We start from the raw sequence: 24,540 nt of genomic DNA on the forward strand, positions 1-24,540 counted from the left end.
CAAGCCCCTCGTTGCCGTGCTGTGCGGTTCCCTAGGGTCGTCATCACAAGGCGGCGAGCGGACATCGCGAGCAGACAGGGGGCGGCATGGCACGACTGCGTCGCGTCCGCCCGCTGGAGGATGACGGCCTCCGGCGCCTGCGCCGCGGCCGCGGCTTCCAATACCTCGATGCGGCGGGCCGCCCCGTGAAGCACAAGGATCGGGACCGCATCGAGGCGCTCGTCATCCCGCCCGCGTGGACCGACGTGTGGATCAGCGCGCACGAGCGCGGGCACATCCAGGCCGTCGGCACCGACGACGCGGGGCGGCGGCAGTACATCTACCATCCGCGGTGGGTGAAGCACCGCGACCGCGGCAAGTACGAGCGGATGCTGGCGCTCGCGAAGGCGCTGCCGTCGGCCCGGGCTCGTGTGACGAGATCCCTGCGCTCCGACCAGCTCGACCGTGAGCGGGTGCTCGCGACGGCCTTCCGGCTGCTCGACGAAGCTGCCCCGCGCATCGGATCGGAGCGGTACTTCGCGGAGAACGGCAACCGCGGGCTCACGACGCTGCAACGGCGGGATGCGTCGGTCGATGGCACGACAGTGACCCTGGGCTTCCCCGGCAAGGGCGGCAAGCGGCAGGACATCGAGGTCGAGGACGCGGAGCTCGCGGCCGTCATCGGCGAGCTCGTCGGAGGTCCGCCGCGGTCGCCGCTCCTCGCATATCCCCGCGGGCGCCGCCGCATCGCCCTGAAGCCGAAGGACGTGAACGACTACGTCCGCGAGCTCACGGGCGGACGGTTCTCGGCCAAGGACTTCCGGACGCTGCGGGGAACCATCGCGGCCGCCGAGGAACTCGCCCGGACGGGGACCGCCGAGACGGAGCGCGATCGCCGGAAGGCCGAGCAGGCCGCGGTCAAGGCGACATCCCGACTGCTCGGGAACACCCCGACCGTCGCCCGCAGCTCCTATATCGACCCGCGCGTCTGGGCGCGCTACCGGGACGGGGATCTGCTCGATCTCTCTGGCTCTCCGGAAGGGGCCATCCAGCGGCTCCTGGAGCCTGATCGGCGGGAGGCGGTCACAGCGACCTTCAGGTGAACTCATGGGATACTTCACCCGATACGCATCCGTATCGAACCCTCCGCATCTCGAAGGCCGCCCGTGTCGAATCTCGCCGTCCTGAGCCTCAAGAACCGCGCGCTGATCGCGCTCGTCACCATCGTGGCGGCCGTGTTCGGCGGTCTCGCGCTCGTCAACCTCAAGCAGGAGCTGATCCCCTCGATCGAGTTCCCGCAGCTGTCGATCGTCTCGAGCTACCCGGGCGCGTCGCCGGAGGTCGTCAACAACGACGTGTCGACGCCGATCGAGACCGCGATCCAGGGCGTTCCGGGGCTGAAGACCACCTCGGCGACGAGCACGACGAACGCGTCGATCGTGCAGGCGCAGTTCACCTACGGAACCGATCTCGCCACGGCCGAGCAGAAGGTCACGCTGGCGATCGAGCGCATCAAGGACCGGCTGCCGACGGGCGTCGACCCGAATGTCGTCACGGTCAGCATCGATGACTTCCCGGTCGTCCAGCTCGCCGTCACCGGCTACACCGACGAGGTCGCCGTCCGGCAGCAGCTCGAGGCCACCACCATCCCCGCGCTCAACGAGCTGCCCGGCGTCAATGCCGCCCAGATCGTCGGCGCACGGGGGGAGCGTGTGACGATCACGCCCGACCCCGCGAAGCTCGCCGCCGCCGGATTCACCTCGAAGGCGATCAGCGACGCCCTCAAGCAGAATGGCGTGCTGTTCCCCGGCGGATCGATCACCGAGAACGACCAGACGCTGACCGTGCAGACCGGCGACAAGCTCGTGTCGGTCGATCAGATCGCGGCGCTGCCGCTGGTCCCGTCCACCCCCGCGCAGGCGCGCGCCGGCACGACGACCGTCGGGGACGTGTCATCCGTCGTCCAGGAGCAGGACCCGGTGACCTCGATCTCCCGCGTCAACGGAGAGCCGGCCATCACGATCGCCATCACGAAGCTCCCGTCGGCCAACACGGTCGACGTGTCGAAGGCCGTCAACAACGCGCTGCCCGGCATCGAGAAGAAGACCCCCGGCGTGCACTACCAGGTCGTGTTCGACCAGGCGCCGTACATCCAGCAGTCGATCGACTCGCTCGCGCAGGAGGGCCTGCTCGGTCTCGTCTTCGCGGTCATCATCATCTTCATCTTCCTGCTGTCGGTGCGCTCGACCCTGGTCGCGGCCATCTCGATCCCGACCAGCGTCCTGATCACCTTCGTCGGCATCCAGGCCTTCGGTTACAGCCTCAACATCCTGACGCTCGGCGCGCTCACGATCGCCATCGGGCGCGTGGTCGACGACTCGATCGTCGTCATCGAGAACATCCGGCGGCATTACGTCGGCACCGCCGACAAGCTCGCCTCGATCACCCGTGCCGTGAAAGAGGTCGCGACGGCGGTCTCGGCATCCACCATCACGACCGTCGCGGTGTTCCTGCCGATCGCCTTCGTCGGCGACGTGACGGGCGAGCTCTTCCGGCCGTTCGCGCTCACCGTGACGATCGCGATGCTGGCGTCGCTGCTCGTCGCCCTGACGATCGTGCCGGTGCTCGCGTACTGGTTCCTGAAGCCCGGCAAGCCGCTCGAGGACGCCGAGGGTCGTGAGGTCGACCCCGAGTCGCCGGATGCGCCGCCGTCGCGGCTGCAGAAGGTGTACCTGCCGATCATCCGCTGGACGCTGCGCCACTCGTGGATCACGGTGATGCTCGCCGTCCTCGTACTGATCGGCACGATCGCCGTCGCACCGCTCATGAAGACGAACTTCCTGGGCGACTCGGGGCAGAACACCTTCACGATGACGCAGCAGCTCGCGCCGGGCGCGAGCCTCGACGCGAAGGATGCCGCGGCGAAGCAGGTCGAGGGCGCGCTCAAGGACGTGAACGGCGTCGACACCGTGCAGACGTCGATCGGCTCGTCCGGCTCGGCCCTGCGTGACGCCTTCAGCGGCGGATCCGGCGGCATCACCTACTCGATCACGACCGACCCCAACGCCGACCAGACGCAGGTGCGGGCTGACGTCCAGAAGGCCGTCGAGGCGCTCCCGGATGCCGGCACCGTCACGATCTCGACGGGAGGCGGCGGTTTCGGCTCGAGCAACATCACGATCGACGTCAGCGCACCCGACGAGAAGACGCTGAAGACCGCGACGGATAACGTCGTGAAGGCCGTTACGGGCCAGCCGGGCATCGGCCCGGTGTCGTCGAACCTCTCGGCATCGCTCCCGTACATCGCCGTGCACGTCGACCTGAACAAGGCTGCGGCCATCGGTCTCTCCGAGGTCGCCGTCGGCTCGCTCGTCGCCAACGAGATGCAGCCGCAGCAGATCGGCACCGTCGAGATCGACTCGACGAGCCTCACGGTGTACCTCTCCTCGTCGAACCCGCCGTCGACCGTCGACCAGCTGAAGGCCATGGAGGTGCCGTCGATCGGCGGGCCCGTCCGCCTCGACTCGATCGCGACGGTCGGGCAGAGCGTCGGGCCGGTGTCGATCACGACCGACCGAGGCAAGCGCACCGCGACCGTCACGGTCACCCCGTCCACCGACAACCTCAGTCAGGCGTCGGCATCGGTGAACACCGCGCTGAAGACGGTCGACCTGCCCGCATCCGCGACCGCGACCCTCGGCGGCGTGCTGTCCCAGCAGACGGACGCCTTCGGCCAGCTCGGGCTCGCGATGCTCGCCGCCATCCTGATCGTCTACATCGTGATGGTCGCGACGTTCCGCTCCCTGCGGCAGCCGCTGCTGCTGCTCGTGTCGGTGCCGTTCGCGGCGACGGGTGCGATCCTGCTGCAGATCATCACGGGTGTGCCGCTGGGCGTCGCATCCCTCATCGGCGTGCTGATGCTGATCGGCATCGTCGTGACGAACGCCATCGTTCTCGTCGACCTCGTCAACCAGTACCGCGTGAAGGGGCTGTCGGCGCACGACGCCGTCGTCGCCGGTGGCTCGCGCCGTCTGCGCCCGATCCTCATGACGGCGCTCGCGACGATCTTCGCCCTGACGCCGATGGCGCTGGGCATCACAGGTCACGGCGGATTCATCTCGCAGCCGCTCGCGATCGTCGTGATCGGCGGTCTGTTCTCGTCGACGATCCTCACGCTGCTCGTGCTGCCGACGCTCTACAACCTCGTCGAGGGCGCGAAGGAGCGGCGCGCTGCCCGGCGGGAGGGCGGCGCTCCTGTCGCTGCCGAGCCTGAGCTCGTCGCGGTCGGGGCGTCGGTGACGGATGCTGCCGCAGGCGCAGGTGAGTCGGATGTCGTGTACCCGTCCCGACGTGCTCGGCGCGCGGCGGCGGCCGAGGATGGGGCGGTGGCGCCTGTGTCCGTGGAGCCTGCGGTTGCTGCGGAGTCTGCCGGTGAGCCGGTCGCTGCCGAGTCCGTGGCGGAGCCCGCTGCGGAGCCGGTCGTTGCTGAGCCTGCGGTTGCCGAGCCTGCTGCGGAGCCCGCCGTTGCGGAGCCTGCTGCGGAGCCTGTCGTTGCGGAGCCTGCGGTTGCCGAGCCTGCTGCGGAGCCTGCGGTTGCGGAGCCTGCTGCGGAGCCCGCTGCGGAGCCCGCGGTTGCGGAGCATGCTGCTGAGCCGGTCGTCGGCGAGATGCCAGCCGAGGCGGAGGCGGAAGACGAGCCCGCGGTTGCGGAGCCTGCTGCGGAGCCCGCGGTTGCGGAGCCCGCTGCGGAGCGTGCGGTTGCCGAGCCCGCTGCGGAGCCCGCGGTTGCGGAGCATGCTGCTGAGCCGGTCGTCGGCGAGATGCCAGCCGAGGCGGAGGCGGAAGACGAGCCCGCGGCGACTGACGAGAAGTCGGCCGTGTCCGAGGCCGAGCCCGCCCCCGAGGCCGACCACGAGGGCGATTCGGACGCCGGTTCGACGGATGCGTCGGATGCCCCTGAGCCGGAGCCGTCGGATGAGTCGGCCGCGGAGCCGTCGGACGAGTCGGGCTCAGAGCCGCTCGAACCGGACGTGGAGGCATCCACGGAGCAGACCGATGACTCCGGCGAGGAGCCTCGGCACGACTGACCCGAGACTCAGGCGACGAGGCGGATGCCCCACTCCAGGGTCCAGAGTTCGCCGGGGGCGAGCCACCGCAGCCCACGGCCGGAGTTGAACGCATCCGCGGGTGCGGTCATCGGCTCGATCGCGACGGCCATGTCGTGTCCGGGATACGCCCTGTTCGTGAAGATCTGCAGGTAGTCGAAACCGGGTCCGGCCCAGAGTTCCGCCGCGCGGCCTTCGGGGGTCCGCACCACAGCCCGGATGCGGTCGTCCTCGCCGCGGACGATGTCGGAGTACGCCGTGTCGAGCTCGAGCTCTCCCAGCCGGCGCGGTGTCCGCAGGTCGGTCGCAGCATCCACCGGCGCCTCTCCGATCGGCACCTTCTGATCGTCCACCAGGAACCGCGTGGGTGCGTCGAGCTGCACGGTGACGTCCGCCGTCGGGCCGTCGCCGAGCGACAGGTACGGATGCTGGCCCAGCGCGACGGGTGCGGCATCCGCCCCGACGTTCTGGATCCGATGCGTCACCGTGAGGCCGTCGCCGCCGAGCGCATAGGTGACCGAGATGGCGACGTGGAACGGATAGCCGGTCTGGGGGAAGACCTCTGCTGTGAGCGTGACGGCATCCGGCCGCTCCTGCGTCGGCAGGTACGCGGTGAAGCGCAGCAGGCCGTGCGAGGCATTGTGGAGAGCCGGCTCCGTGATGGCCAGCCGGTGCTCCGTGCCGTCGTGCATCCATGCGCCGTCGCGCACGCGGTTCGGCCAGGGGAAGAGGACGATGCCGGAGGCCCCGGGGGCCGGCATCCCGCCGGGATAGTCCGCGATGATGTTGACCCCGCCGATCGCGAGAGCGCGGAGGGATGCCGCGACCTCGGTGACCTCGGCACGGGCGTCGCCGTGCTCGAGCACGAACCTGCGGCCGGTCGGATCGGCGCCGATGGTCGAGGGGGAGTCGGCTGCCATGCAGCAATGCTAGGCCTCGACGGCATCCGCGATTGAGAGCACTCCCGTCGTCACGGGGGTCCGCGTATCATGAGACCGTACCTCGACCAGGACGCAAGGAGATGGTGGAGAGACGTCATGTCTCCGGCCACATCTGTCGAAATCGATGTCCTGCCGCGCGGGTTCGATCCCGAGGACGCGACATCGACGGGGTCGTCGTACGCCGATGACGATTGGATGGTCGATGTCGACCGAAGCCTGTCGGCCGGGCGCGCTCTGGGAGATCGGCTCCCATCTCACGGTCACCGACGACCGTCGATACAGCCACATCGAGAATTCGTCATCGATCACGATCGCCGAACTCGACGACCGCCACTCGATCGAGCGCCCGACGGCGATGGTCGCCGGGGATGGCTGACACGAGCCGGCCCGCGCGATCCCGACCTTCTGGGGTGTGATCATGTCGTGGAATCTGACAGGGAGTTATGCGGAGACGTGTTCGTGTGAGTTGATGTGCCCGTGCAACACGAGCTTGGACCACGGTGCGACGTACGACTACTGTCGCGTCACACTCGCGTTCAACATCCGTGAGGGCGCGATCGACAGCACGAACGTCGGCGGCTGCAAGGTCGTGCTCATCGCCGACACGCCGAAGGTGATGACCGAGGGCAACTGGAGACTCGGTGTCTACGTCGACGACGATGCGACCGCTGATCAGTTCGACCGGCTGGTCGAAGTGTTCGGCGGCCAGCGCGGCGGTCCGATGGCAGGGCTGGCGCCGCTGATCGGAGAGATGGCCGGTGTACAGCGCGCAGCCATCACCATGACCGACGACGGACTGCGGCATTCCGTCCAGGTCGACGACAGCATCATGTTCGAGATCAAGGACATCGTGCCCTTCGGCAAGGAGGACGGCCAGCCCGTCAAGTTCGCCGGGATGTTCCACCCCGTCGCCTCCGACCTCACGATGGCGGAGGCGACGACGTCGCAGATCGATGCCTACGGCATCCAGTACGAGGGGAAGACCGGCCTCTCGTACTCGAACTTCACGTGGGCCGGATGACGTCGTGTCCGCTGAACCATCAGGCACGGCGGACCAACCCCGACCTGTGACGCCGGTATTCCGCGCCATCCGTGCGCGGCTCGGCTCCGTCATCGTGCTGTTCGCCATCGCCGGGGTCGGCTGGTGGTGGGTCGCCCAGCAGATGGCCGGAATGGACAGAGGCCCCTGGTCACCGCTGGGGTCGCCAGCCTGGTTCCTCGGCGCGTGGACGGTGATGATGGCGGCGATGATGTTCCCGTCGGTGTCGCCCACCGTCGCCCTATACGCGCGGATGACGAAGACGCATCGACCGCATCTGCCGCTGGCGTTCACGTCGGGATACCTCATCGTCTGGGTCGCGCTGGGCGTTCTCGTGCTGGCACTCGCCGGCCTCGCAGGCGCGGTTGCAGGCGATGCGCTCGCATGGGACGGACTGGGACGGCCCCTCACCATCGCGACTCTGCTCTTCGCGGCGCTGTATGAGTTCACGCCGTGGAAGAGTGCATGCCTCGGCAAGTGCCGGAGTCCGCTGGGCTTCCTCCTCGGGACGTGGCGGGACGGTTGGTACGGCGCCACGCTGATGGGAGCGAAGCTCGGAGCGTGGTGCCTCGGCTGCTGCTGGGCCCTCATGGCCGCGATGTTCGCCCTCGGGGTCATGAACATCGTCTGGATGGCATCCGTGGCTGCGCTGATCGCGCTGGAGAAGCTGCTGCCGTGGCGTCGAACCGCCACGTACATCACGGCCGGCGTACTCGTCGGGCTCGCGATGCTCGCGCTCTTCGCACCACAGGCGATGCCGGGCACCGCATCGACCCCGCCGATGCCGATGTCGATCGTGGATCTCGGTGGCTCCGTGATCGCCGCGTAGCGCGAGTCGAGGCTCGGGTGTTCTCCCAGCCCGGCACGGTAGCCTGTATGCGTCGGCTCTGGACACCGCGTGTTGCGGATGGGTTTGTGAGTCCAATGGGGCCGATGGTGAGCGCCGATCGGCGTGCATGACCATCACATGAATGGCCCCCGGCCGACGACAGTCCGGGTATGCCCGCCGGCCCCTCGTCAGCAACGCTGAGAGCTTCGGGCCCCGAATGCGGGTGCTGTTCTCGTGCGCAGAGAACCCAGAAGGACACCCATGCCCAAGAACAAGAAGCCCGCCGGCGGACGCCCGGCGAAGAACTTCGAGCCGCGCTACGGAACGAAGACCTCGTATCAGGACCGCAAGCACCGTCCGACGGATGCTGCGGCCAAGCCGGGCAGCAAGAGCCCGAGCCACCGCGGCTACCGCCCGCCGGTCGACGAGACCGCCGACCCGAAGCGGCGGTGGACCGCTCAGGAGCGGGCCGGCCGTGACTCGGCTCGTGCGATCCGCACGCAGGGACGGGATGACCGGGGGACTCGTTCGTACGATGACCGTCCGCGTCGGGATGACCGTCCGGCTCGGTCGTACGACGATCGTCCGCGTCGGGACTACAACGACCGTCCGGCTCGGCCTTACGACGACCGCCCTGCTCGTTCGTACGATGACCGCCCGCGTCGGGATAACACTGACCGTCCGGCTCGTTCCTATGACGACCGCCCGCGTCGGGATAACGCCGACCGTCCCGCTCGTTCGTACGACGATCGTCCGCGTCGGGATGACCGTCCCGCTCGGTCTTACGCCGACCGTCCGGCTCGTTCGTACGACGATCGTCCGCGTCGGGACTACAACGACCGTCCGCGTCGGGACGTGAACGACCGTCCGGCTCGTTCGTACGATGACCGTCCGCGTCGGGATAGCGCCGACCGTCCTGCTCGTTCTTATGACGACCGTCCGCGTCGGGATAACACCGACCGTCCTGCTCGTTCGTACGACGACCGTCCGCGTCGGGATGACCGTCCCGTTCGGGCTCGTGATGACCGTCCGGCTCGGTCCTACGACGACCGCCCGCGCCGCGACCACAGCGACCGTCCCAACCGCTCCGACTGGAACCCGCGGCCGAAGGCCGAGGACGACCGCCTCGACGTCGTCCACGAGCGGCTGCAGGCCGAGGCCGTGCAGGCCGAGACCGTCGCCGGCCAGAGCTTCGCGGATCTCGGCCTCGGCCAGAACATCGTGCGGGCTCTCGCCGACATGGGCGCGGCGAATCCCTTCCCCATCCAGGCCGCGACGATCGGGCCGATCCTGAACGGCAAGGACGTGCTGGCGCGCGGCCGCACCGGATCGGGCAAGACCATCGCGTTCGGCGCGCCCCTCGTCGAGTCGATCCTGGCCTCGCAGGCCGGCCAGAAGCGCGAGTTCGGTCGCGCGCCGAGGGCGATCATCCTCGCGCCGACGCGCGAGCTGGCCCTGCAGATCGACCGCACGATCCAGCCGATCGCCCGCAGCGTCGGTCTCTTCACGACCCAGATCTACGGCGGCGTGCCGCAGGCCCGCCAGGTCGGTGCGCTCAAGAAGGGCGTCGACATCATCATCGGCACCCCCGGTCGCATCGAGGACCTGATCAATCAGGGCAAGCTGGACCTCTCGCAGATCCGGATCGTCGTCCTCGACGAGGCCGACCACATGTCGGAGCTCGGTTTCCTCGAGCCGATGCAGCGCATCCTGCGTCTGGTCGGCTCCGACCTCGACGGTGCGACGCAGAAGCTGCTGTTCTCCGCGACGCTCGACCGTGAGGTCGCCGCGCTCGTCGAGGAGTTCCTCGTCGAGCCCGAGGTGTACGAGGTCGCGGGTGAGGACCAGGCATCCGGCACCATCGACCACCGCGTGCTCGTGATCGACCACCGCGACAAGGCCGAGATCCTCACGTCGCTGGTCGACCGCGAGGGAAAGACGCTCATCTTCGCACGGACCCGCGCGTACGCCGAGATGCTGGCCGAACAGTTCGACGACGCCGGCATCCGCGCGGTCGCCCTCCATGGCGATCTCAACCAGGCCAAGCGCACACGCAACCTCGAGAAGCTGACGTCGGGACGCGTGGACGTACTGGTGGCGACGGATGTCGCGGCACGCGGCATCCACGTCGACGACATCGATCTCGTGATCCAGGCGGACGCGCCCGATGAGTACAAGACGTACCTCCACCGCTCCGGCCGCACCGGTCGCGCGGGGCGCAGCGGCACGGTCGTCACGCTCATCCCGCGCCAGCGCCGCCGCCGCATGACCGAGATGCTCGAGCGCGCCGAGATCGAGGCGCCGTTCGACGACGCCCGTCCGGGTGACGACGTCATCGACGAGCTGTCGGGCCGTGTCCCAACCGCCGCGGCGCTCACTGAGTAAGCGCCGATCGACGACGCGGGCGCATCCTTCGGGGTGCGCCCGCGTCGTCTGTCAGCGGGCGGTCATCGCCAGCGCGTCGGCGATGCGCCGGGAGCCGTACTCGAAGGCGTCGTCGACGTCGCGGCCCATGCGGAAGCGGTCGGCCAGCTCCATCGACACAAACCCGTGCACCCACGCGGTGAGTGTGCGCGCGGCGTCGAGCGCATGCTCCTCGCCCACGAGGTCGCTGGACACGGTGAGCACCGCCGCGATCGTCCCGGCGAGAACGGCCGGCTCGGGCAACGCCGCGTCAGGCAGGCGAGCGAACAGGAGCGAGTAGGCGTTCGGGCGTGCGTGCGCGAACGCCCGCGTCGCGTGCAGCAGCGCGAGGACCCGTTCACGGGGATCGTGGATGCCGGCCACCGCCGCATCCAGTGCGTCGCCGAGGTCGACGGCGACCCGTTCCATGACGAGCCGGGTCACGTCGTTGCGACTGCGGACGCGCTTGTACAGTGACGGTGCACGCACGCCGACAGCGGCGGCCACGGCCTGCATGGTCAGGGCGTCGGTGCCGTCCCGCTCGAGGATCTCGGTCGCTGCGGCGACGATGGCATCGACGTTGGTGCGCTCGGGGGTCGGCATCTCGAATCCTCCAGAATGGCTATTGACAATAGCCATCATAGCTACATATCGTAGCGATCATGGAACTTCGCCCCGGATTGAACCGCATCGGCAACGACATCGTCGCCTGCTACCTCGTCTCCGATGACAGTGGCATCACTCTCATCGACGCCGGCATCCCCGGCCAATGGAACGACTTCCTCGCCGAACTCACCGCCATGGGCCGGAGCATCGAGGACGTCCGCGGTGTCGTGCTGACGCACGGCGACAGCGACCACATCGGCTTCGCCGAGCGCCTGCGGCGCGACCACGGCGTCCCCGTCTACGTGCAGGAGGAGGATGCGGCGCGCGCTCGCGGCGAGGTCAAGTCCTCCGCCTCGTGGGGCGGCATGCGCATCGGCCCCACGGCCCGCTTCCTCTGGTACGCGGCCCTCCACGGCGGCCTGAAGACGGCGTACCTCACCGAGGTCGTGCCGATCCAGGCGGGTATCACCCTCCCGCTGCCCGGCTCGCCCGCCATCGTCTCGATGCCCGGTCACTCGCCGGGCAGCATCGCGGTGCACGTCCCCGCCGTGGATGCCGTCTTCGTCGGCGACGCCCTGACGACGCGCAACGTCCTGACCGGCGTCGAGGGTCCTGCGCCGGCGCCGTTCACCGACGACCCGGCCGAGGCCCTCGAGGTGCTGGACCACATCGCCGGCTTGACGGCGACCTGGGTCCTGCCGGGTCATGGAGCGCCCTGGTCGGACGGCGTGGACGAGGCCGTGCGCCGCGTGCGCGCGGCGGCCGCGGCGAAGGCCGCAGGCTCCGGCGAGGCGAAGGCGGCGTGACGGCGTCTCCGCCTCTGGCCGACCGCATCGAGGATCGGCCAGAGGTGGAGGAGTCGCATCCCGCGGCGACCGGAACGGGTCGCGGCCGTCGGGACTCGTCCGCCCCGCGTCGGTCGCGGTCTCAGAAGAGCCGATCCGCGGCCGTCGCCCCGACGGGTGGCCCGGTCTTGCGGATCGCGGCGCGCGCAGCGAGACCCGACACGGGGCCCCGAGGCGGGCCATCATCCTCGGCGCGCCCATCGAGTCCGTGCGCGCGCACCAGCGGCCGCACCCGCCGCGCGAGCCACTGCCGATAAGCCTGGGGTGCCATCGCGGCGGCACCCGGATAGAGCCCGCGATACGACGACACCAGCTCCGGATGCTCCCGCTCGAGCCACTCGAAGAACCACGGCTTGACCCCGGGCCGCAGGTGCAGGGCGCCGAACACGACGTTTCGGGCGCCCGCATCCTTCACCCGCCGGAGGGCGTCGTCGATCGCGGGGATCGAGTCGGTGAGGTGCGGCAGGATCGGCATCATGAACACCGTCACGCCGAAACCGGCATCGGTCGCGGCGCGGACCGTCTCGAGCCGAGCGGCGGCCGTGGGTGTGCCGGGTTCGACCGAGTGCTGGAGCCGCTCGTCGAAGACCGCGATCGACGTCGCGATCGTGACGTCGACGTGCGATGCCGCCTCCTTCAGCAGAGGCAGATCGCGACGGATCAGCGTTCCCTTCGTGAGCACGGAGAAGGACGTGCCCGATTCCGTCAGCGCCGAGATGATGCCCGGCATGAGGCGGTAGCGCCCCTCGGCGCGCTGATACGGATCGGTGTTGGTGCCGAGCGCGACCGGGTCGCGCTGCCAGCTGCCGCGGCGCAGCTCGCGCTGCAGCACCTCGCCGACGTTGATCTTGACCACGATCTGCGAATCGAAGTCGTGCCCGCCATCCAGATCGAGGTACTCGTGCGTGCCGCGGGCGAAGCAGTATGTGCATGCATGTGTGCAGCCCCGGTAGGGGTTCACCGTCCAGTCGAACGGCATGTGCGATGCGCCGGGAACGTGGTTGAGCGCGCTCTTCGCCATGACCTCGTGGAAGGTGACGCCGGCGAACTCCGGCGTCGTCACACTGCGGACGAGGCCGTTGAGCTGTTCGAGTCCGGGCAGGGCTGTGACATCGGTCGTCCCCAATTGCTGCCCTTGCCACCGCATGGACCCATAGGAACAGAAATACGATACTGTGTCAAGTGAGGGTCGAATTTTTGATCGACAAACGCATGACGACCTTGCCGGTCAGGTGCCGGCCCTCCAGCAGGCGGAAGGCGTCGTGCAGGTCGTCCAGTTCGAATTCCTCCTGCACCGGCAGCGTGAGGTGGCCCACTGCGACGTGGTTCGCGAGTTCTTGGAGCACGTCGGCGGAGCGCTCGCCGGCGGGCGTGACGAGGCCGAGCTCCGAGGCGGCGGGGTAGTCCGCGATGGTGCAGATGCGATCCGGTGCGACGCCGAGCGCGAGCGCGGCGTCGATCGTGGCGCGGCCTTGCGCATCCACCGCGGCAGTCACCTCGCCGAGGTCGCGCACGGCATCCACGAGGCCCTCGCCATAGACGACCGGCTCGATCCCCACCTCGCGGAGCCGATCGTGATTCGACGGACTCGCGGTGCCGATGACGCGGGCGCCGGCGCGCCGGGCGAGTTGCCCGTAGAGGAAGCCCACCCCGCCGGCGGCCGCGCCGACGAGAACCGTGTCGGCAGCGCCGATGGGCACGGCGCGCAGGCAGGCGACCGCGGTGAGACCCGGCGTGGCAAGAGACGCGGCGACCCCCCACGGGAGCGCCTCGGGCTTGCGCGCGAGATTGGCGGCCGACACCGCGAGCCGCTCGCGCAGGGTGGAGACGCCCCAACCGAGGACCTCGTCGCCCGCCTGCACGTACGTGCCGTCGAAGTACTGCGCACCGAGGCCGTCGCGCGTCACGGTGCCCGCGAAGTCGCCGCCGAGACCGCGGGGGAAGGCGCTCTTGAGGGGCACCGCGCCCGAGCGGGCCTTCGCATCCCAGAAGTTCAGCCCGACCGCCTCCACATCGACGATCACCTGTCCGTCGCGCGGCTGCGGCTCGGACACCTCGGCGATGTACAGGACCTCGGGCCCGCCCACTTCGTCGTAACGCACGGCTCTGCTCATGCGTCGATCATGCACCCATGGCCCGCCTAATAGGTGGGCGCTGCTGGCAAGCCGAAGAACTCTTCGAGGGTGTGGAATCCGCCGTCGTGGTACGCCTTCGCCAATTGCACCCCGATGAAGCGGAGGTGCCAGGGCTCCGACGTATACCCGGTGACCGGGGTGTGGCCGGCCTCGTAGCGCACGATCCAGCCGTACTCCCAGCCGTGCGCGACGATGAACTGGTCCTGCGGAGTGCCGGCGAGCATGTCGAGGGTGCCGCAGGATCGGCTGCACGCGACCACGTCTCCCGCGAGCCCCGACTGGTGCTCGCTGAACCCGGGCCTCGCGCTCACGAGGTCGGCCCCCGACGAGCCGCGGGAGTTCACCTGGACGCCGTAGGACGTGACCTGTGTGTGGTACGACCGGAACCCGCTGTCGAGCGCGATCGCGCCGACACCCGCCTGCTTCGCCGCCGCCGCCATCTTCGACAATGCGGCGGCGGCGTCGGAACGGAGCGATCCGCCGTTGATCACCTGCACGCCGGCGGGCGCGCCGACCGGTGACGGTGTGTAGTCCTTGGGGGAGTAGGGACGCTGCTTGTTCACGACGACCCACGTGAACGAGGGGTCGTCGAGATGGACGCACGGTGCTTGGCCCGTCGCGACCTGCTCGCGGAACGTTGCGGCGCCCCCGGCGGCCGTGACGGCGGCCTCGGTGTCGTGCGCGGCGAGCGCGGCGGTGAAGGCGGCGTCCGTGCAGGGATTGCGTGTGGTCGTCACCGTGGTCGGATCGACGGGCGGTGGCGTGGCCGACGGGCGGGGGGACGGAGAGGCGGATGCGGTGGCGACCGCAGCGGAACCGGGTGCCGTGCTCGTCCCGTACGCAGCCGCGCTCACCGCCGCGGTGCCTCCGGCCAGCAGGGCGCCGGCGGCGACGAGAGTGAAGACGCCTCGGGTGCGGCGTGCGCGCCGATCGGCGGAATGGCGCACCCGCGCGACGGCGTCCGTCAGGGGGTCGGCGATGTCCGGCGCGTGGGCACGCTCGGCCGCGGCGCGAGCGGCGCGGCGGGTCAGAGGGGTGCCGGTGCTGGGGTCCGTCACCCGCCCATTGTCCCCCAATCGTGCCGAAAGGCACCTCACAGGACGACGACGTGCGGGCACGAGTGAGACTGAGTACCATGAAAGGTGAGGATCAGTCTCACGGATTCACTACCGAAGGAGGACACCGCGATGGAGCGGGACATCTACGACGAGGACCACGAGGCGTTCCGCGACGTCGTCAAGGAGTTCGTCAAGCGCTACGTCACGAACGAGAAGCGCGAGCAGTGGGATGCTGCGGGCGAGATCGATCGCGAGACCATGCTGGCCGCCGGTGCGGCGGGAATCATCGGCCTGTCGGTGCCCGAGGAGTTCGGCGGTGCCGGGATGCTGCAGGACTACCGCTTCCGCGCGGTCGTCAACGAGGAGACCATCGCCGCCGGTGCGGGCTCGCTCGCGGGGGCCTTCGGCATCCAGGACGACCTGGCCGTGCCGTACCTCGTGCACATGGGCACGCAGGAGCAGAAGGAGAAGTGGCTCCCGCGCATGGCGACGGGCGAGATCCTCGGGGCGCTCGCGATGAGCGAGCCCGGGGCCGGCAGCGACCTGCGTGGCATCAAGACGACGGCCAAGCGCGTCGAGGGCGGCTACCTCGTCAACGGCGCGAAGACGTTCATCTCCAGCGGCAAGACCGCCGACATGATCGTCACGTTCGTCAAGACCGGCGAGGGCAACCGCCCCGACGCCTTCAGCATCCTGATCATCGAGAACGGGATGAGCGGCTTCGACCACGGCAAGAAGCTGCACAAGATGGGCTTCCAGGGGCACGACACCGCCGAGCTCTCGTTCAGCGACGTGTTCGTGCCGGAGGAGAACCTCATCGGCGGGCAGGAGGGCCGCGGCTTCGTCCAGCTCATGATGAACCTGCCGCTCGAGCGCCTGTCGATCGGCGTCGCCGCGGCGTCGGCGGCGCAGGCCGGGTTCGACTGGACCGTCGCCTACACGCGCGACCGCGAGGCGTTCGGCGAGCGGATCATCGACTTCCAGAACACGCGGTTCCAGCTCGCGACCGTCTCGGCCACCGTCGAGGCGCTGTGGGCCTACAACGACCGCGCCGTGAAGGCGTACGGGGAGTCGAAGCTCACCGCCGAGGAGGCGGCCAAGTACAAGTTCTGGGCGACCGAGCGCGAGTGGGAGGTGCTCGACACCTGCGTGCAGCTCCACGGCGGCTACGGGTACATCACCGAGTACCCGATCGCCCGTGCGTTCCTCGATGCCCGCGTTCACCGCATCTACGGCGGCACGAACGAGATCATGCGCGACATCGTCAGCCGCCCGTTCGCCAAGTAGCCGACACGATTCAGGATGCCGTCTCCCTCGGGGAGGCGGCATCCGTCGTTCACGGTCCGCACGACCCGCCCGGACGACGAGCTCAGACGAGCAGGAACAGGGCCGCCGACACCGCCCAGAAGAGCACGACGAAGACCACATCCCGCACCCGGAACGGCACGTGGTGCCGCTCGGTGCGAGTCGGGTGGGCGCCGAAGGCACGCGCATCCATCGCCAGCGCGACGCGCTCCGCGTGCCGGATCGAGCCGGCCAGCAGCGGAACGACATAGCCGTACCAGCGTGCGATCGCCGCGAACGGACCGCGCCCGCCGTGCGCGCCGCGCACCCGGTGCGCCTGCCGGATGAGATCCAGCTCGTGGCCGAAACGGGGGACGAAGCGGAACGCCGCGATCGCCGTGTAGCCGACGCGGTACGGGACGCGGAGCTGCTGCACGAGCGACCGCGCGAGGTCCGGCCCGCTCGTCGACATGCCCGCGACGAGTGCGAGCGCGATGATCGCGACCAGCCGCAGAGCGGTGGCGAAGCCGACGACAACGGCCCCGCCGTACAGCGTCCAGCCGCCGAGCCGCAGGACGACGACATCGTGCGGTACCTGAGCGGGGTCGGTCCAGATCGACAGCCCGACACCGACGAGCACGGCGACTGCGGGGAGCCCCACGAACAGCAGCAGCGCCAGGGCGCGCGTTATCCGCATCCCGACCAGCAGGATCGCGTACGCGAGCACGATGAAGGCGAGCGGCGTCACCAGGTCGCGCACGAAGACGAGCAGCACCATCGCCGGCAGCGGCGCGGCGAGCTTCGCGAGCGGGTTCAGCCGGTAGAGGAAGCCGAGGGATGCGGGCATCTCGGCGTAGGGGTCGAGGCTCATGAGGAGCCTCCGGGAAGGTCCGCGAGGCGCATCGCCGAGGCGAGCTCAGGATGCTGCGACAGCCCATCCAGCGCCTGCCGAAGAGGCGGGGGCCGCAGCCCCGACCGCGCGAGCAGCTCGAGGTCGGTGAAGAGGTCGGCTGTCGCCGCATCCGCGACGACCCGCCCGTCCGAGAGGACCACCACGCGTTGCGCGTGGTCGGTGACGAGCTGCATGTCATGGGTCACCATGAGGACCGTCGTGCCGTCGTCGTTCAGGTCGCGCAGAAGCGCCAGCAGCTCGTCCGCCCGTGCGCGATCCTGCCCGAACGTCGGCTCGTCGAGCGCCAGGATCGGTGCGCCGGCGATGAGCGCTGTGCCCACCGACAGGCGTCGCTTCTGACCGCCGGAGAGGAGGAACGGATGGATGCCCGCCTTCTCGGCGAGTCCGAACCGCGCGAGCATGCGCTCGACCTCGGCGGTCGACGTGCCGCCGTGCGCGAGCTCGCCCGCGACCGTGTGGGTGATGAATTGGTGCTCGGGGTTCTGGAACACGAACCCGATCGCGCGGGCAAGGCTTCCGGAATCGAGCCGGGAGACGTCCTGGCCGTCGATCCGGACGGTCTCCCGGGGAGGTCTGACGACGCCGGCGATCGCCTGCAGCAGGGTCGTCTTGCCCGCCCCGTTCGCGCCGACGATCGCGACGAACTCGCCGCGGTGGATGTCGAGGTCGATCCCGTGGAGGACCTCGGTGCGCCCGCGGCGCAGGGTGAGATCGCGCACGGTGATCAGCGGCGCGAGGGCCGCGGAGGCGGTCTCCGCGCACACCGCGGAATGCGGCGCGACCTCCGACCCGGAACGCGGGTGCGCCTCGAGCGCCGCCCGCAGCTCCGCGGGCGTGAGCGGCACCGGATCCAGCGCATACCCGGCGCGCCGCAGCCGCAGGGCGGCGAGCGTCGACACCGGGAGCCACACGCCCAGCTCGTGCAGCTCGTCGGCGCGCGTGCGCAGGAGGTCGATCGGACCGTCGGCGATCAGCATCCCGCCCTGATCCAGGACGACCACGCGCGTCGCGAGGGCCACCGCGGCATCGAGATTGTGCTCGATCAGGACGATCGCGCGATCTCCGGCGGCGACGACTCCCGACAGGGTCGCGTAGACCTCGTCGACCCCGCGGGGGTCGAGGTTCGCGGTCGGCTCGTCCAGCACGAGCAGCGGCGAGCCCATCGCCAAGGCCGCCGCGATCGCGAGCCGCTGGCGGCCGCCGCCGGACAGCCGGTCGGGGTTCTCGCGACGGCGGTCCCACAGGCCGACGCGCCGCAGCGCGTCCTCGGTGCGCGCCAGCACCTGCTCCACGGGAAGCAGCAGGTTCTCAGGCCCGAAGGCCACCTCGTCGAGGACGCTGCCGGTGACCAGCTGCGCATCCGGATCCTGGAACACCATCGCGACATGCGTGCTCAGCTCTGCCACGGTGGAGTCCGCCGCGGTGATCCCGGCGATCTCGACCGATCCGGCCACCGCGGCCGGCACGTCGTGGGGGATCAGCCCGTTGAGCGCCAGCGCGAGCGTCGACTTGCCGGACCCGCTCGGCCCGAGCACGAGCACGACCTCGCCGGGGCGGACGTCGAACGAGACGTCCGCCGGCGTCGGGGACCACGCATCCACATGAGTGACCGCGAGGTGCCGCACGCGAGCGAGCGGCCCCGCGGACTCAGGCGGCACGGCCGGATGCCGGCCGGCTCGGGGTGAGCCGGCTCATCGGCGCACCGTGCGCGCGACCCCCGCGTTGCGGAGGGCGACGCCGATGCGCAGCCCGATCCAGGTCCAGAGCACCGGGGCGAGCAGCAGCACGGCGTACAGCGTGATCGTCGCCCAGAGGGGGAGCGCCGCGGCGTTCAGCACGAAGCCCATCACGACCGCCAGCGCGACCCCGACGATTCCGGCGGAGATGAAGAACCGCCAGGGCGCCCACGACCGGTACCGGGTGAGGGCGGCGACACCCTCCTGCAGGCCGCCGATGAGGAGCGCGGTGCCGAGGTAGCGGCCGATCCACTGCGGCGCGAAGGCGCTCGCGATCAAGGCGGCGAAGAGGTGGGTCAGCAGCGCCACCCACGGCAGTCGCAGCAGCGCCTGTGCGACGACACCGGGGATGACGTGGGAGGCGAGCACCAGTCCGTACAGGACCGGGAGCGTCGCGAAGACGACGGGGCTGACGTAGCCCGCGACGGCGGCCAGGAGGCCGGTGGCCACGCCGATGGCCGCGCAGATCAGCAGGACGCGCGTCGACAGCGTGCGGGATGGGGCCACGGGCACAGCCTAGCGGTCGGCAGTGAGGGTACCCTAACTCCCTCAGATCCGGCGGTGCCGGCGGGTCAGCCGCACGGCCGGCATCGGGGGAGCGGGGATCCGCTCGTCACCGTGACCCACGACGTGCCCGAAGCGGGGCGAATCGGCCTCCCACGCCTCGCGCGCCTCGACGATCTCGTCGTGCGTCCGGCCGACGAAGTTCCACCACATCACGATCTCGTCCTCGAACGGCTCACCCCCGAGCACGAAGATCGTGGCGTCGGCGTCCGCCCGCAGCGACGCCTCGGATCGATGGATGCCGAGATAGAGCAGGTGGTCGCGCGCGACCGCGGAGCCCTCGACGGCGACCTCGCCCGTCACGCCGACGATCCCGTACTCCCAGTCCGGCTCGAGCGGCAGCGTCACGTCGACCCCCGCGGGCACCGAGATCTCCACGCCGGCGATCGGCGTGTAAGCGGAGGCGGGGGATGCGACGCCCCCGAACGCGCCCATCACGATCGTCGCCGTGGCTCCTGAGCCGAGGTCGAGCGTCGGCAGCTGCAGGTGCTGCTCGAAGGCCGGCTCACCGTGTCGCCGCGACTCGGGCAGCGCGACCCACAGCTGCAGCGCGTCGAGCGGGATGGGCTCCTCGCCGACGGAATACTCGGAGTGCGCGATGCCCGCCCCGCTCGTCATGAGGTTCAGCTGCCCGCGGCGGAGCACGACGTCGCTGCCGACGGTGTCACGATGGCGCACCTCGCCGATGAGCGGCCACGTGACGGTCTGCAACCCGATGTGGGGGTGCGGCTCGACACGCATCCGCGTCGGGTCGGGGCCGAAGCGGTCGAGGAAGCACCAGGCGCCGATCATGGGCAGGTCGCGCTGCGGGAGAGCGCGCCGCACCTGCATCGCGCGCACCCCGCCGAGCGGGACCTCGCGAGCCTCGAGCAGCAGGGTTCGAGGGCCGTCGCATTCGGCAGCGGACTCGGCTTCCATCGGGCCGGCATCCAGGCGGGTCATGCCGCCAGGCTACGCCGCGTCGCGCGCGCTGGCAGACTCGGACGGTGCCTGCTTCGCTGATGGATGCCGTCCCCCTCGGCGCCGAGCCCGACGACGTCTACACGGGCTTCGTCGGGTGGGCCGAGGACCAGGGGTTCACGCTGTACCCGGCGCAGGACGAGGCCGTCATCGAGATCGTCTCCGGGGCGCACGTCATCCTGTCGACGCCGACCGGCACGGGCAAGTCGCTCGTCGCGGTCGCCGCGCATGCCGCCGCACTCGCCCGAGGCGGGCGCTCCTACTACACCGCGCCCATCAAAGCCCTCGTCAGCGAGAAGTTCTTCGCGCTGGTCGAGATCTTCGGCGCCGCGAACGTGGGCATGGTCACAGGCGACTCGTCGGTCAACGCGGATGCGCCGATCGTCTGCTGCACCGCGGAGATCCTCGCGAACCTGGCGCTCCGCCAGGGTGCTGTCGCGGATGTCGGCCAGGTCGTGATGGACGAGTTCCACTACTACGGCGATCCCGATCGCGGCTGGGCGTGGCAGGTGCCGCTCCTGCTGCTGCCGCGCACGCAGTTCATCCTCATGTCGGCGACGCTCGGCGACGTGACCGCGATCGCCGACGACCTCACTCGCCGCACCGGCATGCCCGTCGCGCGGATCACGGGCGTGGAGCGGCCGGTGCCGCTGCATTTCGAGTACGTGCGCACCCCCATCCACGAGACCGTCGAGGAGCTGCTTCACACGGCGCGCGCGCCGATCTACATCGTGCACTTCTCGCAGGCCGCGGCGATGGAGCGGGCGCAGGCGCTGTCATCCATCCGCATCGTCGACCGCGCGCAGCGCGACGAGATCGCCGACGCCATCGGCGGCTTCCGCTTCACCACGGCCTTCGGCCGCACCCTCTCCCGGTACGTGCGGGCCGGCATCGGCGTGCACCACGCCGGGATGCTGCCGCGCTACCGCCGGCTCGTCGAAACGCTCGCCCAGCGCGGGCTGCTGCGCGTGATCTGCGGCACCGACACCCTCGGCGTCGGCATCAACGTGCCGATCCGGACGGTGCTGCTCACGGCGCTGACGAAGTTCGACGGACAGCGGATGCGGCAGCTCACGGCTCGTGAGTTCCACCAGATCGCGGGCCGTGCGGGCCGTGCCGGCTACGACACAGCGGGGACCGTCGTCGTCATGGCGCCCGAGCACGAGATCGAGAACGCCGTCCAGCTCGCGAAGGCCGCGGACGACCCGAAGAAGCTCAAGAAGATCATCCGCAAGAAGGCGCCGCAGGGCTTCGTCAACTGGACCGAGAGCTCCTACGACCGTCTCATCGCCGCAGAGCCCGAGCCGCTCACACCGCAGCTGCAGCTCACCGCGGCGATGCTCATCAACGTCATCGCACGCGGCGGCGACGTGCTGCACAACATCCGCTCCCTCGTGTTCGACAACCACGAGCCGCGCGCCCGCCGGTACGAGCTCGCCCGGCGCGCGCTCGCGATCTTCCGCACCCTCGTGGTGGCGCAGGTCGTCGTGTGGGATGCCTCCGGGATCCGGCTCACCGTCGAGCTGCAGCCGAACTTCGCCCTCAATCAGCCGCTCTCGCCGTTCGCGCTCGCCGCGATCGACCTCCTGGATCCGCAGGATGCCCCGGGCGGCGTCGGCACGGGTCACTACGCCCTCGACGTCGTGAGCGTCATCGAGTCGACCCTCGACGACCCGCGGCCCGTGCTGTCGCAGCAGGAGTTCCGGGCGCGCGGCGAGGCGGTCGCGGCCATGAAGCGCGACGGCCTCGACTACGACGAGCGGATGGAGGCCCTCGAGGAGATCACCTACCCGCAGCCTCTGGCCGAGCTGCTCGCGGAGGCCTACGCCGTGTTCGCCTCGAGCCAGCCGTGGGTGCTCGACTTCGCCCTGCGTCCCAAATCCGTCGTGCGGGACATGTTCGAGCGCGCCCTCTCGTTCACGGAGCTCATCTCGCTGTACCAGCTCGCGCGCAGCGAGGGTCTCGTTCTGCGCTACCTCAGCGACGCCTATCGCGCGATCCGGCAGACCGTACCCGCGGACGCGCAGACCTCCGACCTGCTCGACGTCATCGCGTGGCTCGGCGAGATGGTCCGCCAGGTCGACTCGAGCCTCGTCGACGAGTGGGAGTCGCTCGTCAATCCGTCGCTCGATCCGGACGAACCCGTCGTCCCGCCCGCGCCGCCGTCGGTGCTCACGAACCGCCGCGCGTTCGGGGTGCTCGTGCGCAACGAGCTGTTCCGCCGTGTGCAGCTCGCCGCGCTCCAGCGCGACGACGACCTGGTGGAGCTGGATCCGGATGCGGGCTGGCCCGAGGCCCTCGACGCCTACTACGACGACCACGACGAGATGCTCACCGGCGGCCCGGCGAGATCGGCGGCCCTCGTTCACATCGAGGAGCACGCGGACGCGTGGAACGTCGAGCAGACGATCGACGATCCGGCCGGCGACCACGATTGGCGCATACGCGGCGTGGTCGACATCCCGGCGTCCGAGGAGGCGGGGACGGCCGTCGTGCGCGTGACGGAGGTCGTCCGGCTGTAGGTCGGTCATGCTCCGTTCAGGCTCGGGCCGGAGAATGGCCCGATGCCTCTCACGCGTTCTCGATCCGGCTCGCCGTGCCGGTGGCCGAGGCGCGCCCGCCGCCTCGCCGTCGGCGTCACGGCGCTCATCGCGATCGGGGGAGCGGCCGTCGCCTGCGCACCGGATCGGCCCTCAGCATCCGGTTCGCCGTCGACCTCCTCTGAACGGCCGAGCGCGACTCCGACGCCGACCCCGACCGTCGATCCGATCGGCGCACTGACGCTCGAACAGCGCGTCGGCCAGCTGTTCATGGTGGGCACGAGCGTGCGCGGCGCGGACCCGGTGACCCTCTCGGCCATCGCGGACCGGCACGCGGGCAGCATCTTCCTGCACGGCAGGTCGCAGGCGGGGGTGGATGCCACGGCATCCCTCGTCCGCTCGTTCACGTCGCTCGTGTCTCCGGCGACGACCGGCGACGAGCCGCTCTGGGTGGCGACCGACCAGGAGGGCGGCCAGGTCCAGGTGCTGCAGGGTCCCGGGTTCGACCGCATCCCCGCCGCCCTGGCGCAGGGGGCGATGCCGCCCGCCCAGCTCGCGATGCAGGCGCGGACCTGGGGCGGCCAGCTCGGCATGGCCGGCGTCAACATGAACCTCGCCCCCGTCGCCGACATCGTCACGAGCGCCGGCGCCGCGCGGTCGAATGCGCCGATCGGCGCGATGCAGCGCGAGTACGGCTTCGACGCGCAGACCGTGGAGTCGCACGCGGGCGCCTTCGCGGACGGGATGCGGGCCGCCGGCGTCGTCCCGACGTTCAAGCACTTCCCGGGCCTCGGGCGGGTGACCGGGAACACCGACGTCGACGAGGGCATCGTCGACGACACGGTGGATGCGGGGGCCTCCGACGTCGACGTGTACCGCCGCCTCACGGCCGGGCCGGGCGTCTCGACCGTGATGCTGTCGACGGCGGTCTACGAGAAGATCGACCCCACCGCGCCCGCGGTGTTCTCGAAGGCGATCGTGACCGACCTCCTCCGCGACGAGGTGGGCTTCGACGGGGTCGTCATGACCGACGACCTGTCGGCCACCGCGCAGGTGAAGGCGTGGTCACCCGCCGACCGGGCGGTGCTGTCGATCCAGGCCGGTGTCGATGTGGTGCTCGTCTCGGCGGACCCGACCGTCTACGCGCCGATGTACGACGCCGTCCTGGCGAAGGCCGAGGCCGATCCGGGCTTCCGGCAGCAGGTGGATGACGCGGCCCGCCGCGTCGTGGAGGCCAAGGCCCGCGGCTGAGAACGGCGGGCCCTCAGCTCTCGGCCGGCCAGTCGATCTTCAGACCGGGGACCTCGTACTCGCGCAGGTACTTCGTCACGACCGGGCACCGGGGGACCACGGTCTCGCCGCGGGACGCGACATCCTCCATGGCCCGCTCGACGACGATGCCGGCGAGGCCCTGCCCGCGGAAGGCCGGATCGATCAGCGTGTGCGGGAAGACGAGGCGCCCGTGCGTGTCCTTGATGAACTCGGTGAATCCGGCGAGCGTGTCGCCGACGCGCAGCTCGTAGCGGTGGGTCTCGTCATTGCGCGTCACGGTGATGTGGTCCATCGCGTTCATGCGTCCACTCAATCACGTCGCAGGGCGGCC

The 24,540-nt window shown here is 70.2% G+C and carries 20 protein-coding genes and 1 pseudogene; 11 read left to right on the forward strand and 10 right to left on the reverse strand.

Features of this window, described 5'->3' with window-relative positions:
• The first annotated feature begins 86 nt into the window (after positions 1 to 86).
• Both AC0NZN_RS11415 and AC0NZN_RS11420 read left to right on the forward strand, forming a co-directional pair.
• Positions 87 to 1,082 (forward strand): DNA topoisomerase IB, encoded by a 996-nt coding sequence (locus tag AC0NZN_RS11415; protein ID WP_474592424.1) that lies wholly within the window; start codon positions 87 to 89, stop codon positions 1,080 to 1,082.
• Between the two features lie 63 nt (positions 1,083 to 1,145).
• A pseudogene (locus AC0NZN_RS11420) lies at positions 1,146 to 4,301 on the forward strand (efflux RND transporter permease subunit); the annotation flags it as partial.
• Between the two features lie 773 nt (positions 4,302 to 5,074).
• Here AC0NZN_RS11420 and AC0NZN_RS11425 read toward each other — a convergent pair.
• Complete coding sequence (locus AC0NZN_RS11425) at positions 5,075 to 6,004, reverse strand: aldose 1-epimerase family protein (protein WP_474592425.1); 930 nt, start codon at positions 6,002 to 6,004, stop codon at positions 5,075 to 5,077.
• A gap of 223 nt (positions 6,005 to 6,227) precedes the next feature.
• On the opposite strand from AC0NZN_RS11425, the gene AC0NZN_RS11430 reads away from it, so the two are divergent.
• From AC0NZN_RS11430 to AC0NZN_RS11450, 5 genes are all read left to right on the forward strand, one after another.
• Entirely contained in the window at positions 6,228 to 6,401 is a 174-nt protein-coding gene (locus AC0NZN_RS11430; RefSeq protein WP_474592426.1) for a hypothetical protein, read from the forward strand.
• A 42-nt stretch (positions 6,402 to 6,443) separates the two neighbouring features.
• Positions 6,444 to 7,046, forward strand: a complete 603-nt coding sequence (locus AC0NZN_RS11435; RefSeq protein WP_474592427.1) for a DUF1326 domain-containing protein — start codon at positions 6,444 to 6,446, stop codon at positions 7,044 to 7,046.
• A gap of 46 nt (positions 7,047 to 7,092) precedes the next feature.
• Positions 7,093 to 7,893 carry a DUF2182 domain-containing protein gene (locus AC0NZN_RS11440; RefSeq protein ID WP_474592428.1) on the forward strand — a complete coding sequence of 267 codons (801 nt, stop codon included), beginning with the start codon at positions 7,093 to 7,095 and terminating at the stop codon, positions 7,891 to 7,893.
• A 535-nt stretch (positions 7,894 to 8,428) separates the two neighbouring features.
• A complete protein-coding gene (locus tag AC0NZN_RS11445) occupies positions 8,429 to 8,752 on the forward strand; it encodes a hypothetical protein (protein ID WP_474592429.1) in 324 nt (107 codons plus the stop codon).
• Complete coding sequence (locus tag AC0NZN_RS11450; RefSeq protein WP_474592430.1) at positions 8,749 to 10,278, forward strand: DEAD/DEAH box helicase; 1,530 nt, start codon at positions 8,749 to 8,751, stop codon at positions 10,276 to 10,278. Before AC0NZN_RS11445 ends, AC0NZN_RS11450 begins: the two co-directional genes overlap by 4 nt.
• Positions 10,279 to 10,329: 51 nt before the next feature.
• On the opposite strand, the gene AC0NZN_RS11455 is transcribed toward AC0NZN_RS11450, so the two are convergent.
• Positions 10,330 to 10,899 carry a TetR/AcrR family transcriptional regulator gene (locus AC0NZN_RS11455; protein WP_474592431.1) on the reverse strand — a complete coding sequence of 190 codons (570 nt, stop codon included), beginning with the start codon at positions 10,897 to 10,899 and terminating at the stop codon, positions 10,330 to 10,332.
• 59 nt (positions 10,900 to 10,958) lie between these two features.
• Between AC0NZN_RS11455 and AC0NZN_RS11460 the strand changes: the two genes are divergently transcribed.
• Positions 10,959 to 11,708, forward strand: coding sequence for an MBL fold metallo-hydrolase (locus AC0NZN_RS11460; RefSeq protein WP_474592432.1), 750 nt, complete (start codon positions 10,959 to 10,961; stop codon positions 11,706 to 11,708).
• A 121-nt stretch (positions 11,709 to 11,829) separates the two neighbouring features.
• Here the strand turns inward: AC0NZN_RS11460 and AC0NZN_RS11465 are convergent, their stop codons facing one another.
• From AC0NZN_RS11465 to AC0NZN_RS11475, 3 genes are read right to left on the reverse strand one after another with little or no spacing between them, the layout of a single operon-like run.
• On the reverse strand, positions 11,830 to 12,894 hold the full coding sequence (locus AC0NZN_RS11465; RefSeq protein ID WP_474592433.1) for an Rv2578c family radical SAM protein: 1,065 nt from the start codon (positions 12,892 to 12,894) through the stop codon (positions 11,830 to 11,832).
• Between the two features lie 31 nt (positions 12,895 to 12,925).
• Positions 12,926 to 13,861 (reverse strand): NADP-dependent oxidoreductase, encoded by a 936-nt coding sequence (locus tag AC0NZN_RS11470; protein ID WP_474592434.1) that lies wholly within the window; start codon positions 13,859 to 13,861, stop codon positions 12,926 to 12,928.
• A 26-nt stretch (positions 13,862 to 13,887) separates the two neighbouring features.
• Entirely contained in the window at positions 13,888 to 14,940 is a 1,053-nt protein-coding gene (locus AC0NZN_RS11475) for a M15 family metallopeptidase (RefSeq protein ID WP_474592435.1), read from the reverse strand.
• Between the two features lie 129 nt (positions 14,941 to 15,069).
• Between AC0NZN_RS11475 and AC0NZN_RS11480 the strand changes: the two genes are divergently transcribed.
• Positions 15,070 to 16,227, forward strand: a complete 1,158-nt coding sequence (locus AC0NZN_RS11480; RefSeq protein ID WP_474592436.1) for an acyl-CoA dehydrogenase family protein — start codon at positions 15,070 to 15,072, stop codon at positions 16,225 to 16,227.
• An 82-nt stretch (positions 16,228 to 16,309) separates the two neighbouring features.
• On the opposite strand, the gene AC0NZN_RS11485 is transcribed toward AC0NZN_RS11480, so the two are convergent.
• The 4 genes from AC0NZN_RS11485 to AC0NZN_RS11500 are packed head-to-tail and all read right to left on the reverse strand — an operon-like array spanning position 16,310 to position 20,379.
• On the reverse strand, positions 16,310 to 17,095 hold the full coding sequence (locus AC0NZN_RS11485) for an energy-coupling factor transporter transmembrane component T (protein ID WP_474592437.1): 786 nt from the start codon (positions 17,093 to 17,095) through the stop codon (positions 16,310 to 16,312).
• Positions 17,092 to 18,795 carry an ABC transporter ATP-binding protein gene (locus AC0NZN_RS11490; protein WP_474592438.1) on the reverse strand — a complete coding sequence of 568 codons (1,704 nt, stop codon included), beginning with the start codon at positions 18,793 to 18,795 and terminating at the stop codon, positions 17,092 to 17,094. Before AC0NZN_RS11490 ends, AC0NZN_RS11485 begins: the two co-directional genes overlap by 4 nt.
• A gap of 33 nt (positions 18,796 to 18,828) precedes the next feature.
• Positions 18,829 to 19,380, reverse strand: coding sequence for an ECF transporter S component (locus AC0NZN_RS11495; RefSeq protein WP_474592439.1), 552 nt, complete (start codon positions 19,378 to 19,380; stop codon positions 18,829 to 18,831).
• A 42-nt stretch (positions 19,381 to 19,422) separates the two neighbouring features.
• Positions 19,423 to 20,379, reverse strand: coding sequence for a pirin family protein (locus AC0NZN_RS11500; protein ID WP_474592440.1), 957 nt, complete (start codon positions 20,377 to 20,379; stop codon positions 19,423 to 19,425).
• Between the two features lie 59 nt (positions 20,380 to 20,438).
• Between AC0NZN_RS11500 and AC0NZN_RS11505 the strand changes: the two genes are divergently transcribed.
• Both AC0NZN_RS11505 and AC0NZN_RS11510 read left to right on the forward strand, forming a co-directional pair.
• On the forward strand, positions 20,439 to 22,919 hold the full coding sequence (locus tag AC0NZN_RS11505; protein WP_474592563.1) for a DEAD/DEAH box helicase: 2,481 nt from the start codon (positions 20,439 to 20,441) through the stop codon (positions 22,917 to 22,919).
• A gap of 42 nt (positions 22,920 to 22,961) precedes the next feature.
• Complete coding sequence (locus AC0NZN_RS11510; RefSeq protein WP_474592441.1) at positions 22,962 to 24,188, forward strand: glycoside hydrolase family 3 N-terminal domain-containing protein; 1,227 nt, start codon at positions 22,962 to 22,964, stop codon at positions 24,186 to 24,188.
• A 13-nt stretch (positions 24,189 to 24,201) separates the two neighbouring features.
• On the opposite strand, the gene AC0NZN_RS11515 is transcribed toward AC0NZN_RS11510, so the two are convergent.
• Positions 24,202 to 24,510, reverse strand: a complete 309-nt coding sequence (locus AC0NZN_RS11515; protein ID WP_474592442.1) for a GNAT family N-acetyltransferase — start codon at positions 24,508 to 24,510, stop codon at positions 24,202 to 24,204.
• Positions 24,511 to 24,540 lie beyond the last annotated feature (30 nt).

The sequence above is a fragment of the Microbacterium sp. sgz311019 genome, assembly GCF_056135325.1.